Consider the following 12603-nt stretch of genomic DNA (forward strand, 5'->3'; position numbering starts at 1 on the left):
TGTCCGTGAGGCGGGGCAGGTCATCAGGGGGCGGGGTGGGCGTGCGCAGGCTGCTGTCGTTATCGGACGCGTTGGTGCTGCTCGGAGGAGATCCGCCCGCAGTGGCCGCGCTGGACCGGGCCCTGGGCGGAGCGCTCAACGCGGCGACAGGGGGAGTCGGGGACGGCCTCCTGCGCGTCGCCGACGCACGCGGACGCGTCGTGGGCCTGGGCCGCGACGCCGTACGCGGTCTGGGTCGGCGCCTGGGCCGCGCGGAGGGACGGGCCGAGCGCACGGAACTGCTGCACGCCGCCCACACCGTGATCGTCGTCGTCGCATGGTTCCAGGCACTGGGGGAGTCGCACCTGCCGTTCCGCGTCGACGACCTCGACCTCACCCGCGGCGAGCAACTCGCCCTCGCCGGTGCCCCGGAACCGGGTGCCCCCGGCACGGCGTTCGCGCACTCGCTCGCCGCGGTCGACGCACCCCAGCCCGCACCCCACCGGCCCTTCGAGGACGTGACCGCGGAGCTGGGCAGGTGGTACGCAGAGCTGTCGGAGCGGTTCGTCCGCTTCGTCGAAGGGCTTCGCGTCTGGACGACTCTCAGCGAATCCGAACGGGGCGTGGCCCAGCGGGTGCTGGACACCGAACTGCCCCGCTCCGCCGTGCGGCACTACGAGGACCTCTACGCACAACTGGCGCAGCAGGCACCCGAGTTCGGCTTCTGGGTCACACAGGTCGAACACCAGGCCACCCGCGACCGGGTGCGCATCGCGCTGGCCGGGGTCGAGGAGCTGCTGTCCGAGGTGACGCGGGCGATGCCCCCGCCGGCCGATGCCGCGGCCGCGCTCGCCCGCTCCCACGAGGCCGCCCTCACCCGGCCCGTCCTCGACGCCTCCACCGCGCCCGACGGCATCAGCGTGCCCGCCCTCCAGGACATGTACCTCGACCCGGACTTCCGGGTCCGGGCGGTGGCCGGCACCGTCGGACCGGCGAGCGAGTCCTGGTGGGAGGAGGTCCCCGTACGCCGATACCGTAGGTAGGTCGGCGCGCTCTGGGGGCCGTTCCACACCTGGATGATGACCTCGTAGTCGCGCATGTAGGTGGTGTATCCGTGGGGCACGACGAAGTGCTCGATGGTCTCGTCCAGCGTCTGCTGAAGTTCTTCGGTGTCCATGCCGCCCTTCTACCTCACTCGGCAACCCCAGCGTCGCCCCCGGTCAGGAGCCGCGGGCGAGACGCTCGGTGGCCGCGCTTCATCTCGGCTCAGCGGCGTCGCCGGCGGGGCGGCAGACGTCACGCCCGTCCCGGCGAATTCACCTACTGGTTGGTAAGTGGTTCTCGTGCGGCAGCCCGGCCGCGGGAACGTGTCGCCCGCCATTCCAACTCCCTGACGAGAGAAGGACCATGACGTCACGTCCTGTGGGGCGCGCCATCGCGCTCGTCCTGGGCGGGGTGCTCGCCGCCTCGTTCGCGCTGCCTGCCGAGGCCCACGGAATCAAGACCGTTCACCCGAAGGCCGAGACCCGGGCCCTGTTCGACGACGAGGCGGGCGGCGACGCCAACGCGGATGACCCGGCGATCTGGCGCAACCCCGGCGCCCCGGGCCGCAGCCTGGTGATCGCCACCGCCAAGCAGGGCGGCCTGCGCGTCTACGACCTGGACGCCAAGGAGGTCCAGTCGGTTCCGGCCCCGGCCGGACCCGGCGCCGACGACGCGCCGGGCCGGTTCAACAACGTCGACCTCGTGCACGGGCTGCGCGTCGGCGGCGCCCGTGCGGACGTCGCGGTGGTCAGCGACCGCGGCAACGACCGGCTGCGGATCTACCGGATCGACCGCGACCGGCCGGGCGGCCCGCTCACCGACGTTACCGACCCCGGCGTGCGGCCCGTGTTCTCCGCCGACCAGGGCGAGATCAACGAGCAGGCGACCGCCTACGGTCTGGCGACGTGGACGGACCGGAACAGCGGGCGGTCCTACGCGCTGGTCAGCCAGCGCAGCCGCACCCGGATCGCGCTGCTGGAGCTGGTCACGACCCGCTCCGGGACGGTGGACTACCGCACCGTGCGCACCCTGGACCTCCCGTCCTCCTTCCGGCTGCCGAACGGATCCACCTGGGCTCCCTGCGCCGAGCCCGGCGAACTGCCGCAGGTCGAGGGCATGGTGGTCGACCCGGCGAACGGCACGCTCTACGCGGGCCAGGAGGACGTCGGCATCTGGCGGATCAAGGCTGACCTCACCGGGACACCGCAGTTGATGGACAAGGTCCGCGAGTACGGCGTCCCCGGCACGTACGACGACGCCACCGAGGAATGCACGCCGGGCGCCGACCCCGGCTACGGCGGCAGGCACCTGTCGGCCGACGTCGAGGGCCTGACCCTGGTCACCCAGCGCGACGGCGACGGGTACCTGCTGGCCTCCAGCCAGGGCGACAACCGGTTCGTCGCCTACGACCGCGAGCGCGACGAGGACAACGAGTACGAGGGCGCCTTCCGCATCGCCGCGGCCTCGGCCGTCCTCGACGGCTCGGAGGTCTGCGACGGCGCCGCCGCGCTCAACGCGCCGCTCGGTGACAAGTACCCGGAGGGCCTGCTCGTCGTCCAGGACGGCCAGGAGACCCCCGGCGACGGCGACCGCGAGGCCACCGGCTTCAAGTTCGTCGACCTGGGCGACGTCCTCGACACCCTGGACTGACCCGCGGGAGAGGAGCAGTCGCCGCGGCCGGCGACGGAGGCCCTGGCGATGTGCCCGCCGAGAGGTACGCCCTCCAGCGCCTCCAGCCCGCCGGCCGCCCCGCGTCCTCCTGGTTGGGGGTGCCGTTAACGAACGGCGGACCAACCGACATGTAGCTGAGCGTGATGCTCAGCCGTGGTCTCGTCCTCGGCGAGGATGCGGCCGCCGTGGCGACCGCTTGCGGGCGATCTCGGGGACGGGGACGTTCTGGGTGCGCAGGGCGCGGGTGTAGGCGTCCATGTCGTGGTCGACGGCCTTGGGTCGGCCGCCGTGGCGACCGCGCTCGCGGGCGGATGCCCAGAGCCGGTGGGCGACGCGCATCAGACCATGGTGCGGCGCGGGGCGGAACTGCAGACGCGGGCCTTGGAGGACCTCGCGCATGGCCGTGAGCCGCACACCCCTGGAACGGGACGTCGGGTCTGCTCGCGAGGAGCAGCGGGTGCGGGCGGCCATGGCGGCGGAAGGTGACGGATCAGGACCCGCCCATCGGGGTGGGTGACGGCGCCGGCGGCGAGCGCCGCGGCTCCTGGAGCGGGAAGTAGTCTCCCGGCCGCGTGGAGCGCCGCCACACGTACACCGCTGTCACCATCACGAGGATCAGCCCCGCCAAGACCAGCAATTCGATCCCCTCGACCTTCCACCGGAAGGATTTCTCCGCCTCGGCCGTCACGATGAGCACCTTGCGGACGCCGGCAATCAGGCCGACGACGAGGAACGGCTCCGCGTCGAGGGTCTGGTTCCTGATGGTGAGGCGGACGGTGTGAAGCAGCTCGGCCACGATGAACAGCACAAGGCCGTTGTCCAGGGCGGAGAGAACGACCGTCTCCTCGTTGTATGGCCCCTGGATCGACCTGACGACGTCGTTGACGACCCCGACGGTCAGGAGGCCGGCGAGCAGGACGAGGAGCGCCGCGACGATGAGGTGGATGCCGTCCTCGATGAGCTGCAGGAGGCCCTGCATCCGGCCGCCCTCGACCTTCGGGATATTGGGTCGCACCGTCACCATGCTAGGGGCGCCCCGGCCTGCAGGCGCGGCGTGCTGGGCGAACGGGTGGACGAGCGGATCTCTCCCTGTGGTGGCAGCCCGGGCGCGGCGAGCGCGCAGGACGACGAGCCGCTGGATTCCGCAGTCGCCGGCAGAGATCTCAGGTCAGATGGGCTACTCCGCCGAACTTGCGGTGTCCGGCTCCGGCTGGTCCGCGCCGCCCGAGGCGGCCGCCGGACCGAGGGTCAGTGCCAGTTCGCCGTCCTTGACATCGGCGATGACGGTGTCGTCCGGACTGACCGAGCCGCTGAGCAGCATGTTCGAAAGGCGGTTGTCGAGCTCCGTCTGGATGGTGCGGCGCAGCGGCCGGGCTCCGAACTCGGGCTGGTAGCCACGGTTGGCCAGCCACTCCTTGGCGGTCTCGGTGACCTCGAGATCGATCTGCTGGGCGTGGAGCCTGCGCCGGCTGCGTTCCAGCAACAGGTCGACGATGCGCACCAGGTCCGCCCGGGTCAGGGCGTGGAAGACGATGATCTCGTCGATGCGGTTGAGGAACTCGGGCCGGAAGTGCGCCTGCAGTTCGGCCATCAGGTCATCCCTGATGTCGTCGACCGCCCCCTGGTGGTCCAGGATGCGCTTGGAGGCGATGTTGCTGGTCATGATGACCACGGTGTGCCGGAAGTCGATCGTGCGTCCCTGGGCGTCGGTGAGCCGTCCGTCGTCCAGGACCTGCAGCAGCAGGTTGAAGACGTCCGGGTGGGCCTTCTCGACCTCATCGAACAGCACGACGCTGTACGGCTTGCGGCGCACCGCCTCGGTGAGTTGCCCGGCCTCCTCGTAGCCGACGTATCCGGGAGGGGAGCCGACGAGCCGGGAGACGGTGTGCTTCTCCTGGAACTCGCTCATGTCGAGGCGGACCATCCGGTCGGAGTCTCCGAAGAGCAGTTCCGCAAGTGCCTTGGCCAGTTCTGTCTTGCCGACTCCCGTGGGTCCGAGGAAGAGGAAGCTGCCGGTGGGCCGGTCGGGGTCGCCCATGCCCGCGCGGCCCCGGCGCACGGCCTGGGACACGGCAGTGACTGCCTCGTCCTGGCCGACCACCCGCTCGTGCAGGGCCGCTTCGAGCTTCGTGAGCCGCTCGCGCTCGGTCTCGGTGAGCTGGGAGACGGGAATGCCGGTGCGCGCGGAGAGCACATCGGCGATGTCCTCGGCAGTCACACTCCCGGCCTCTTCCCGCTCTCCGCCGGCGCCGGCGAGCTCCTGCTCCACCTGCCGGATCTGCTCCTTGAGCTGTGCGGCGCGTTCGTAGTCCTCGGTGCTGACGGCCTCGTCCTTCTCCCTGCGCAGCTTGGTGAGGCGGTCCTCGAGGCTCGCGGTCCCGGTCGGGGCGCCGAGGCCGCGCAGTGCCACGCGTGCTCCTGCCTGGTCCATGAGGTCGATCGCCTTGTCGGGCAGGAACCGGTCGGTGATGTAGCGGTCGGACAGGGCGGCCGCGGCGTCCAGGGCTTCGTCCGTGTAACGGACCTGGTGGTGGGCCTCGTAGGAGTCGCGAAGCCCGCTCAGGATCTCGACGGTCTCCTCGACGGTGGGTTCGCGCACCATGACCGGCTGGAAGCGGCGTTCGAGGGCGGCGTCCTTCTCGATGTACCGGCGGTACTCGTCGATGGTGGTGGCGCCGACCACGCTGAGGTCGCCCCGGGCGAGCGCGGGCTTGAGAATGTTGCCGGCGTCCATGGCACCCTCGCCGCCTCCGCCGGCGCCGACGACCGTGTGGAGTTCGTCGATGAACACGATGATGCCGCTCTCGGCCTCCGTGACCTCGTCGATCACCTTCTTCAGCCGCTCCTCGAACTCTCCCCGGTACTTTGACCCGGCGACCAGACCCGCCATGTCGAGGCTCACGACACGGCGATTGCGCAGGGCCTTCGGGACCTCTTCGGCCACGATCCGCTGTGCCAGCCCTTCGACGATGGCGGTCTTGCCGACACCGGGATCCCCGATGAGCACCGGATTGTTCTTGGTGCGCCGGGAAAGGACCTCCACGGTCTGCTCGATCTCCTCGGCCCGGCCGACCACCGGGTCGAGACGTCCGCTGCGGGCCTCGTCGGTGAGGTCGCGCCCGTACTCGTCCAAGGTCGGAGTGTCGCTGTGCCCGCCCGACGCCGCCTTCCGGCCGGCTCCGGCGCCGCTCAGCGCACCGGGGGAGACTCCCTCGGATCCCAGCGTGCGGGCCAGGCCGGAATCGTCCAGCAATGCGGCGAGGATGTGCTCCGGACCGATGTATGAGGCACCGGTTGCCTGGGAGCGGGCGTGGGCGGCAAGCAGAGCGCGCTTCACCGCTGGCGTGAGCCCGGGGTCGCCGGTTCCGGTGCCGGTGGGAAGGCTCTCCTGCAGGTCCGCAGCCAGCTGGTCCGCGTCAGCGCCTGCCTGCTCCAGCACCTGCCGGGCGGCCGGCACCTGCGTGGCGGCCCACAGCAGGTGCGCGGTGTCGAGATCGGACCCGTCCTCGGTCGCCCGGCTGCCCGCCGCCGCCAGCAGCTCGTGCGAGGAATCACTGAGCAGTCGCCCGATGGGCACGCGCTGCACGGCTGGCGGCGAGGCTGCCGGACTCATGCCGAAGAAGCGGTTGAAGAGATCGGAGAACGGGTCGCCGGACCCGAAAGGCGAAGTTGTCACAACGATCACCCCGTCCGGCGGGCGGCACAGCGGCTGTGCGCAGCCTGCCGTAGTCGAATTGCCGGTACACGGCCATTCTTCGCCGGGTCGTCCCGGCGTGCGAACGCAGTAGGTGAGTGACGGGCGTCCTGGGCAGAGCCGCAGATGCGACAGGCGATCGGGCACGAGGAGGCGTGGCAGGCGGTGACTCTCAGCGCCGAGGCGATCAAGACGATCGACAGCATCGGTGTCGAGGCGGCCGTGGCCGGGGTGCCGATACTGACCTTGAAGTCGGATTGTCGTAGGGGCTGACGGCTGGGGATCGTCGCGGTATGCCGGGTGGTGAGATATCCGCAGGGTGCGGGTCTGACCGCGGAGAGGCAAGCCTTCCGCGAGCGGATCCGGATGGAAGCAGCGGTGATGATCGCCGCCGGGCGGGGCAGTACGGACATCGCGAAGGAGTTACGGGTCAGCGTCCGGTCGGTCCAGCGGTGGCGGCAGTCCTGGAAGGCGGCCGGCCCAAGCTCGACCCGGTGGCAGCCGGCGACGCGATCGTCTTCGCCGATGCCGTCCCACCGCCCTGGGCCCGCACCAGGCAACGCTGCCCGCCCTCCCCGCCGGAAATCCAGCTGCGGCGGGCCGGGCTCCCGCGTAGCCTGCACGGCTGTGGACGGGGAACGCAGCGTTCGGCAGCTCCGGCTGATCGGCGAGACGGTGGAGATCGCGAACACGCTCGGCGTCGAGGTATGGCTTCGCGGGGGCTGGGCCATGGATTTCTTCATCGGCGAGGTCACGCGTGACCACGAAGACATCGACTGGTTCGTATGGGCGGAGGACGCCCCTGCTCTGGCCGGCGGGCTCGTGCGTGCCGGCTATGAACCTCTGACTCTGTCCGGGGCGCCTTCCGACCAGCAGCTCGATTTCTGCAAGCAGGGCGTGGAGAGCAGCTTCGCTCTCCTGGACAAGGACCAGCACGGGCGCGTTGTGGTCGCCGGTGGCCCCTGGGCCGGGGAGATGTGGCCGGAGGGCATGCTCGATGCTCCTGTCGGTCGCATCGGTCGCATCGGTCGCATCGGTCGCATCGGTCGCATCGGTCGCATCGGTGCACTGCGGTGTCGGATCATCAGTCCCCGTGCACAGATAGAGATCAAGCAGATGATGCCGGTTTGGGTGCCGGGCCGGCCCCGCCGTGGGAAGGACGTCGAGGACATCGCCCGGCTGGAGGCGGTCCTGGGCGAGCAGGGGGTCCGCCCGAACTGAGGGTCAGCGGCCCGCAGACCGGCAGCGGTTCCCCGTCAGTGGCGGGAGGTGGTCCGGCGGGGCGGCGCGATGCGGATCCGCTGTCCCTCGGGGGCGTTCTCGATGTCGTCGAGCTGCGCCACGATCGTGCTGCGCAGATCGTCGTAGTCCTCGAAGTGGTGGTCGTTGAACAGCATGTAGCCCGTCCACATCAGGTTGGCGCACACCCGGGCCGGCACCCTGCCCGTCCGGGCGCCCATGCCGACCAGCGCCACCGACGTGATGCTGCCCGGCTGCGCCAGGTTCTGCCGGTGGACCGCCTGGAAGGCGGCGGCACACGCCAGGGCCACGTTCAGCGTCTCGCTCACGTTCTGCGAGGACGACTCCATCGTCGGCGTCGAGATCAGGAACCTCGGGTTGACCGCCCCGGAGGGAACGCACACCGCGCTGCCCACCGGAAGGCTGCCGGCGAACCCGTCCCGGATCGCCTGCTGCACGCGGAGCTGGATGCCCGCTCCGAGATGCCGCTTGATGACGGCGTCCACACCACCGTCCATCCGGCCCCGGGAATTGGTCGGGCTGACCCAGGCGTCGACTTCCTCATGGAGGATCGAACCCTTGCGGATCTCGATCTGCGGGGTGTCGGCGAACGCCGCCCGCCACGACTCCACCACCTTCGTGTCGACGTCCGTCAGTACCACCCTGAGCTGCGGCTGCACACGGTTCACGGTCATGATTCGACTCCCGTCGACAAGAGGTCTTCCCACCGGTCACGACGTTAGCGGGCCCCACTGACAACGCCCTCCGGTGCGCGTCACGGTGATGGGCCGTCACGATTGCAAGGCTCCCGGTCCGGTGTTAGCCTGCCGCCGGATCACCGATGATCGAGCTGTGGCGACGTGAGCCCACCCGCCCCGCCGCATGCTCCCGGGTCCGTTCCGCTCCACCTGTCCGCCGCTTCCGCGCGGACATCCACCACCCCGCCCACCGTGCCCGTGCCGGCCCGGTGTGATCCTCCGGAGTACCTCCACCATGAGCGACGCCAACACCCAGGCCCAGCCCGACCCGAACGACCCGCTGGCCCTCGCCGAACTGTTCAAGGGCGGCGGCGAACCGTGGCTCCCCCTGCTCAAGCCGGCCATCGAGGCCCAGCCGGACGCAGCCGCGTTCATCGGCCCCGGCCGCGGACCGGAGGTCGTACCCGTCCGCGAACTGACCTTCCAGGCGCTCAAGCCCCACCCGCCGCACAAGTGGCGGGTCGTCATCTTCGGCCAGAACCCCTACCCGCGGCCGGAAAGCGCCACGGGCATCGCCATGTTCGACAACACCTTCCACGACTGGACGGACAGCCAGTTCGGCCGGGTCGTCAGCATCCGCTGCATCATCAAGGCGGCGGCGATGTGGAAGTACGGCATACCCAAGAAGACCCCGATCGCCGACGTCCGCGCGCTGCTGAAGAAGCAGGACAGCGTCCAGCCGCCGGAATGGTTCCAGGCGATGCTCACGCAGGGCGTCCTGCTGCTGAACGCGGCGCTCACCGCCAGCAGCGACGGGTCGACCGGGGCCGACCGGCACACCGCGTTCTGGCGCCCGGTCGCCGAACGGATCGTCGAGGAGATCCTCAAGGCCAAGCAGGACGCCGACGAGGAGGACCGCGGCGTCGTCTTCGCCTGGTGGGGAGCCCACGCGCGGAACCTGAAGAAGATCGTCGTGCGGCTGCAGCAGAAGTACCCGGACGTCGAGGTCCGGCACATCGACCACCCGAACCCCGCCGCGCAGGGTGACGTCTTCTGCGAGGGCGACCACTTCGCCGTGGTCAACGAGGCCCTCGCATCACTGGGCGCCGACGGGATCGACTGGCTGCCGAGCAAGGGCTGGAACCAGGCCGCGGCGGACGCCGGAGGGGCGGACGGGGCTGTCGCCGAGCGCATGGGCGCGTTCATCGCGTCCACCATGGAGCTGCACCAGCTGTATCTGGAGCGTCTCTCCAGCGTCAAGGACGAAGGACTCGTCCTTCCCGCGATCACGGGTGTGTTCGACACCCCGCTCATGGAGTTCCAGGAAGCCGTCGCCCCGGTCGCCACGCTGCTGTCCGGGCTCGACCGGCACGTCCAGCGGTCCCACGAGTTCGGCAAGAGGCGCGCGGACGAAGCCGCCGGCGGCCTGTCCGCCGACGCGATCGCCGCCCTCTACCTCTACACCTGCGAGTCCGCGTTCTACCGGGAGATCAACGCGGTCCTGCGCTCCCCGGACCGGGCGAAGCTCGTCCCGTACCTCCCGTACCTGCGCCTGCTGTTCTCGGCGGTCTCCGGGCTGCCCGCCCGCACCGAGCCCCTGTTCCGCGGGGTGTCGCTGGACCTGCGGGCCCAGTACCCGCTGGGCCGCACCGTGACCTGGTGGGGCGTGTCCTCGTGCACGCCCAAGCTCAGCGTGGCCCGTGCGTTCCTCGGCAGCCGCGGCAAGCGGACGCTGTTCGAGGTGGTCCCCGCCCGGGCCGTCGGCATCCGCAACTTCTCCGCCTTCACCGAGGAAGAGGAATACATCCTCACGCCCGGCACCCAGCTCAAGGTCACGGAGGTCAAGACCGAGCGCGGCGGCCTGTGCACGGTGAAGCTGACCGAACTGGAGGAGGGGCCGCTGGTCTCCTGAGCCGGGGTCACCGGCCGCAGGGCGGCCGCCGGAGACGTCAGAGGGTCTCGCTCAGCGAGTCCGCCAGGCGCCGCCGCGCCGCCCGCGTCGCCGGCAGCACCGCTGCCGCGACCGCGCCCAGCACCGCCCCGGCGACCACCGTGAGCAGCACGGGCAGGGGCGGCAGCTGGGCGATCCCGGCCCCGATCCCGCTCGACGCCCCCTGGGCGTCGACGAGCCACCGGCCGGCCAGCGCCCCGACCGCCGTGCCCAGGACGGCGGAGACGAGCGCGGTCAGTCCGGCGGCCGTGACGATCATGGCCCCGATCTGTCGGGGGGTGAGGCCGATCGCCTTCAGCGCGAGCAGGTCGCGGCCGCGGTCCCGGACGCCCGTGCTGATCAGCGTCAGCAGCTCGGTCAGCCCGATCAGGGCCAGTACGGCGACCAGGGCGCCGATCACCGCCCGCGCCGGCTCCAGCCGGTCGGCCGGGTTGGGGGTCTCGCGGATCTCCAGCGTTCCGGCCGTCGTCCCGGCGAGCGTGCTGCTCACCGCCCGGGGATCCGCGCCCGCGCGCAGCACCAGGGCGTGGTGGTCGGGCCGCAGCTGCGGGTCGCGCTCCCGCAGGGCGTCGATGGTCGTGGTGATCACCCGGCCACCGGATTCGGGCTCGATCGTGCGGCCGACGAGGTGGAGGATCTGGGGCCGTCCCGCAACGGTCATCCGCACCCAGTCGCCGACGCGGACCCCGAGGAGGTCGAGCAGTCCCTGCCCCGCCACCGCCTCGTCCGGCCCGCCGGGCGGGCGTCCTTCCACCACCGCCGAGGGGTACGGATCCTTCGCCGTGCCCAGCCCGCGGAGCGTGATCGTGCCGGTCTGTCCCGGTACGAGTGCGACCATCTCCGCGCCCGGATGGACCGCGGCGACGCCCGGGACCGCCGCGAGGGTCCTCTGCAGCTCGGTGTCCGACGGCCCGCCGGGCTGCTGGGCGCGTACGGTCAGCGCCGCGGGCATGCCGACCGTCGCGGGCCGGCTGCGGAACTGGTCCAGCGTCGACCAGGCGACGAGCGCGACCGTGATGAGGGTCAGCGGCAGGGCGAGCCGGAGCACCGGGACGAGCGTCCGCCAGCGTCGCGGGAACGCGGCCCGCCACCCCAGGACCAGGGCGGGAGGAACCCGCATCCCGAGGGCCCGCCGGCCGAGGGCGGTCATCGGCGCGGCGGACGGGAGCGCCGCCCGGGCCACCGGCACCGGCGGCACGCGCCCGGCCCGCCAGGCCGAGAGCCCGGTGGCGGCCGCGATCAGCAGCACGGCGCCGCAGGGTATGCCGATCATCAGGGCGGTGTGGCCGGGCAGACCCTGCCACACCTCGGCCGCGTCCCCGATCCGCCCCGGAATCCGGGCGCCGAGCAGGGCGATGGCCGCCGTGCCGAGGGCCACGCCGACCAGGGCGAAGGCCACGTGCTGGACGAGGAAGCCCCGGGCCACCTGGCCGGGGGTGAAACCGACGGCCTTGAGGACGGCGATGTCCCTCAGCTGCCCGCGGACCCGCGCGGCGATCGCCCCGGACGCGGCCAGCGCCGCCGCGAGTAGCGCGCCGAGTCCGAAGACGGCGAAGACCTGCCCGAGGAGCCGGTCGTCGCCGCCGGCCTCGGCCCGCGCCTGCGTCCACTTGGTGACCTGTGCCACGCGGTCCGCGCCGAGGACGGTCACGGCCCGCTGGACGATGAAGTCGGTGTCGCCGGGATCCTCCAGGCGCAGTCCCACGCTCTGCCCGAACGATTCCCGGCCCATCGCGTCGAGGGTGGGGGAGAGGACCCAGCCGATGCCGGGTGCGCCGCCCGGCCGGTAGCGCGGCTCGGCCGCCTCGGCCACGCCGCTCACCCGCAGGGTGCGCGGGGCGCCGTCCGGCCCGGTGACCCGTACGGTGTCGCCCGGCTCGGCCCACAGTGCGCGCGCGACCGCAGCCTCCAGCACGACCGCGCCGTCCCGGTCGGCGTCGCCCTCCGGCGGGGGCAGCCAGCCGCCCGCGGTGACGAGCGGCCGTCCCGTCTGCGGGGGTGTCACCTCGGCAGCGCGCAGGGTGACCGAGGCCCGGGCCCCGCGTGACTCGACGGTCGTCGCCGCGGTACGGAAGGGCCCGGAGACCGAGGCGACCCCGTCCAGTCCGGACAGGGCGTCCAGGTCCGCCCCGGGGCGGGTGTGCAGCCAGACGTGTCCGCCCCGGGACTGGTTGAAGCTCCGCTGCCAGGGGTTCGCGGCGTAGCCGAACAGTGCGCCGGCCAGCAGCAGCGAGGCGATGATGCCAGCACTGGCCAGGACGACGAAGAGGGCTTCGCCGCGGTGTGCGCGGAAGTCGGCGTGCGCCCAGCGCAGTGTGGCCCGCACG

Annotated in this window: 10 protein-coding genes and 1 pseudogene; 6 read left to right on the forward strand and 5 right to left on the reverse strand. The window is 71.8% G+C overall.

The annotated features are described in order from the left end of the window. The first annotated feature begins 35 nt into the window (after positions 1-35). Positions 36-1022: a hypothetical protein gene (locus ACFVGY_RS11850; RefSeq protein WP_385674738.1), complete on the forward strand. Its 987-nt coding sequence runs from the start codon at positions 36-38 to the stop codon at positions 1020-1022. 364 nt (positions 1023-1386) lie between these two features. Then, on the forward strand, positions 1387-2673 hold the full coding sequence (locus ACFVGY_RS11855; protein ID WP_385674741.1) for a phytase: 1287 nt from the start codon (positions 1387-1389) through the stop codon (positions 2671-2673). Positions 2674-2841: 168 nt separating this feature from the next. Here ACFVGY_RS11855 and ACFVGY_RS11860 read toward each other — a convergent pair whose 3' ends face one another. The 3 genes from ACFVGY_RS11860 to ACFVGY_RS11870 all read right to left on the reverse strand — a co-directional run bounded on the left by ACFVGY_RS11860 (position 2842) and on the right by ACFVGY_RS11870 (position 6370). Next, positions 2842-3033 carry a hypothetical protein gene (locus tag ACFVGY_RS11860; RefSeq protein WP_385674744.1) on the reverse strand — a complete coding sequence of 64 codons (192 nt, stop codon included), beginning with the start codon at positions 3031-3033 and terminating at the stop codon, positions 2842-2844. Positions 3034-3184: 151 nt separating this feature from the next. Then, the gene (locus ACFVGY_RS11865) at positions 3185-3718 is read right to left on the reverse strand and encodes a phosphate-starvation-inducible PsiE family protein (protein WP_385674747.1); all 534 of its coding nucleotides are present in this window, start codon (positions 3716-3718) and stop codon (positions 3185-3187) included. A 153-nt stretch (positions 3719-3871) separates the two neighbouring features. Beyond that, positions 3872-6370: an ATP-dependent Clp protease ATP-binding subunit gene (locus ACFVGY_RS11870; RefSeq protein ID WP_385674750.1), complete on the reverse strand. Its 2499-nt coding sequence runs from the start codon at positions 6368-6370 to the stop codon at positions 3872-3874. Between the two features lie 144 nt (positions 6371-6514). Here ACFVGY_RS11870 and ACFVGY_RS11875 point away from each other — a divergent pair, with 144 nt between their 5' ends. The 3 genes and pseudogenes from ACFVGY_RS11875 (at position 6515) to ACFVGY_RS11885 (ending at position 7609) form a co-directional block, all read left to right on the forward strand. Then, a complete protein-coding gene (locus ACFVGY_RS11875) occupies positions 6515-6661 on the forward strand; it encodes a hypothetical protein (RefSeq protein ID WP_385674753.1) in 147 nt (48 codons plus the stop codon). A 30-nt stretch (positions 6662-6691) separates the two neighbouring features. After that, a pseudogene (locus tag ACFVGY_RS11880) lies at positions 6692-6871 on the forward strand (helix-turn-helix domain-containing protein); the annotation flags it as partial. 144 nt (positions 6872-7015) lie between these two features. Beyond that, positions 7016-7609 (forward strand): nucleotidyltransferase domain-containing protein, encoded by a 594-nt coding sequence (locus ACFVGY_RS11885; protein WP_385674918.1) that lies wholly within the window; start codon positions 7016-7018, stop codon positions 7607-7609. A gap of 35 nt (positions 7610-7644) precedes the next feature. On the opposite strand, the gene ACFVGY_RS11890 is transcribed toward ACFVGY_RS11885, so the two are convergent. Continuing rightward, the gene (locus tag ACFVGY_RS11890; protein ID WP_385674756.1) at positions 7645-8322 is read right to left on the reverse strand and encodes a macro domain-containing protein; all 678 of its coding nucleotides are present in this window, start codon (positions 8320-8322) and stop codon (positions 7645-7647) included. Positions 8323-8620: 298 nt separating this feature from the next. On the opposite strand from ACFVGY_RS11890, the gene ACFVGY_RS11895 reads away from it, so the two are divergent. Further along, positions 8621-10237, forward strand: coding sequence for an ADP-ribosyltransferase domain-containing protein (locus ACFVGY_RS11895; protein ID WP_385674759.1), 1617 nt, complete (start codon positions 8621-8623; stop codon positions 10235-10237). Between the two features lie 37 nt (positions 10238-10274). Here the strand turns inward: ACFVGY_RS11895 and ACFVGY_RS11900 are convergent, their stop codons facing one another. Then, complete coding sequence (locus ACFVGY_RS11900; RefSeq protein ID WP_385674762.1) at positions 10275-12602, reverse strand: FtsX-like permease family protein; 2328 nt, start codon at positions 12600-12602, stop codon at positions 10275-10277. Position 12603 lies beyond the last annotated feature (1 nt).

Source organism: Streptomyces sp. NPDC127106, assembly GCF_042677605.1.
Lineage (GTDB): Bacteria > Actinomycetota > Actinomycetes > Streptomycetales > Streptomycetaceae > Streptomyces.

Coding starts and splice junctions, on each gene's coding strand:
- ACFVGY_RS11865 (WP_385674747.1), bottom strand. CDS start 3,718: ATGGTGACGGTGCGACCCAATATCCCGAAGGTCGAGGGCGGCCGGATG.
- ACFVGY_RS11895 (WP_385674759.1), top strand. CDS start 8,621: ATGAGCGACGCCAACACCCAGGCCCAGCCCGACCCGAACGACCCGCTG.
- ACFVGY_RS11875 (WP_385674753.1), top strand. CDS start 6,515: ATGCGACAGGCGATCGGGCACGAGGAGGCGTGGCAGGCGGTGACTCTC.
- ACFVGY_RS11860 (WP_385674744.1), bottom strand. CDS start 3,033: ATGCGCGTCGCCCACCGGCTCTGGGCATCCGCCCGCGAGCGCGGTCGC.
- ACFVGY_RS11890 (WP_385674756.1), bottom strand. CDS start 8,322: ATGACCGTGAACCGTGTGCAGCCGCAGCTCAGGGTGGTACTGACGGAC.
- ACFVGY_RS11855 (WP_385674741.1), top strand. CDS start 1,387: ATGACGTCACGTCCTGTGGGGCGCGCCATCGCGCTCGTCCTGGGCGGG.